Raw genomic sequence first — 1,979 nt, 5'->3', positions numbered from 1 at the left:
CTTTGCCTACCAGGCCAACGGCGTCCAGGTGCTGTCGGACGTGTCCTTCAGCGTCCCTGCTGGGGAGGTCATCGGCGTGGTTGGCGTCTCAGGCGCTGGCAAGACAACTCTTATCCGATTGCTGCAACGCCTGTATATCGCCACGAGCGGACGGGTCTTCATCGATGGGATCGATCTCGCCACGGTCGATGCCACCTGGCTGCGGCGCCAGATCGGTGTGGTCTCCCAGGATTGCGCGTTGCTGAACCTGTCGGTACGGGACAACATCGCCATCTCCAATCCGGAGTTGTCCCTGCAAGACGTGATGGCCGCAGCCGAACTCGCTGGCGCGCACGACTTCGTCAATGTGCTGCCCCAGGGCTACGACACCGTGATTGGCGAGCGCGGCAGTCTGCTCTCCGGTGGTCAGCGCGCCCGGATCGCCATCGCCCGGGCGCTGGTCACCAACCCGCGACTGCTGCTCCTCGACGAAGCCACCGCCAGCCTCGATTACGAGTCCGAGCGCGGCAGTCTGCTCTCCGGTGGTCAGCGCGCCCGGATCGCCATCGCCCGGGCGCTGGTCACCAACCCGCGACTGCTGCTCCTCGACGAAGCCACCGCCAGCCTCGATTACGAGTCCGAGCGCGTCATTCACGACAACCTGGAGAAGATTTGCGCGGGCCGCACGGTCTTCATCGTTGCCCACCGTCTGTCGACGCTGCGCCTGGCTGACCGCATCCTGGTGCTCGACAACGGTCAACTGGTCGAGCAAGGCCACCATATCGAACTGATCGCCCAGCCGGCAGGCAAGTATCGCGCCCTCTTCGAGGCCTCGCGCGTACTGGAAACGCTGACGGTCAAGCATAAGGCGCCTGTGCAGCCGCTGCCGGGAGGCACGCATGTCTGAACTTCGTAACGCAGAAAAGCAATCGCCAGCCGAGACGTTTGCCACGGCAGCGATGGGCATCACCAACCGCCGCCCGGCGCGCATGGCAAAGATCGTCGCTACAAGCATCTGTGCCATGGCCGCGGTAGCACTCGTCTATGCGGTGTTCGCCAGGATCGATGTCGTGGTATCGGCGCAAGGCAAGGTCATCCCCTCTGGCAAGTCCAAGGTGGTGCAGCCGCTCGAAGCCGGCGTCGTGCGCCAGATCTACGTGCGCGATGGCCAGAAGGTCAAGGCCGGCGATGTCCTGATCGAACTGGACCCGACCACCACCGCCGCCGACCGCGATCGCCTGCAGCGCGATCACTGGGAGGCTGAGGCCGAGGTGCAGCGACTCACAGCGCTGCTGGACGGCAAGGCTACCATGCGGGCCATCGAGGGGCTGCCGGACGATATCGCCCGCACGCAGCGGGCGCTGCTCACCAGCGCCCTGGCCGAGCACCGCGCCAAGATGGCGGCGCTTGATGCTGAGATCGCGCGCAAACGTGCCGACCGCGACGGCGCCGCCGCCAGCCTCGAGCAGATCCGGGAAAGCCTGCCGCTGGTCACGAAGAAGAACGACATGCGCGAGGAACTGGTCAAGACCGGACACATCGCCGAGACGGGCCTGATCGAGACGCGGCTCGAACTGATCAATCTCAAGAAGGAACTGGCCCTGCAGACCAACCGGCTGGCCGAGGCCAATGCCGGGCTGAATGCCGCGCATCAGCAGCGTGCGCAAGCCGTTGCTGAGTTCACCGCCCGCAATTCCGCTGAACTCGCCGAGGAGAGCCGCAAGGCCGCGACCGCCGAACTGGAGTTGGTCAAGGCTACCCAGCGCCGTGATCTGCAGATCCTGCGGGCGCCCATTGATGGCGTCGTGCAGCAACTGGCGGTCACGACCGTTGGCGGCGTGGTCACCCAGGCACAGCCCGTGGCGATCGTTGTGCCGGAAAACACTGCCCTGGAGGTAGACGCCCAAGTCCAGAACAAGGACATCGGCTATGTGAAGCCCGGCCAACGCGTCATCACCAAGGTCGAAACGTTCGACTTCACGCGTTTCGGCTACATCGAG

At 64.9% G+C, this 1,979-nt stretch carries 2 protein-coding genes; both read left to right on the top strand.

Translation table 11 applies throughout. The annotated features are described in order from the left end of the window. A partial coding sequence (locus tag E1J61_RS35520; protein WP_133098471.1) for an ATP-binding cassette domain-containing protein occupies window positions 1–886 on the top strand: 886 nt, incomplete at its 5' end. Beyond that, window positions 879–1,979, top strand: a 1,101-nt coding sequence (locus E1J61_RS35515; RefSeq protein WP_133098470.1) for an HlyD family type I secretion periplasmic adaptor subunit, incomplete at its 3' end; no start/stop codon positions are given. The genes E1J61_RS35520 and E1J61_RS35515, both read left to right, overlap by 8 nt.

Origin of the sequence: Cupriavidus sp. L7L (assembly GCF_004353535.1) — a bacterium.
Lineage (GTDB): Bacteria > Pseudomonadota > Gammaproteobacteria > Burkholderiales > Burkholderiaceae > Cupriavidus > Cupriavidus oxalaticus_A.
Note: the sequence above shows the minus strand (reverse complement) of the source record. Positions and strands in the feature narration are given on the sequence as shown.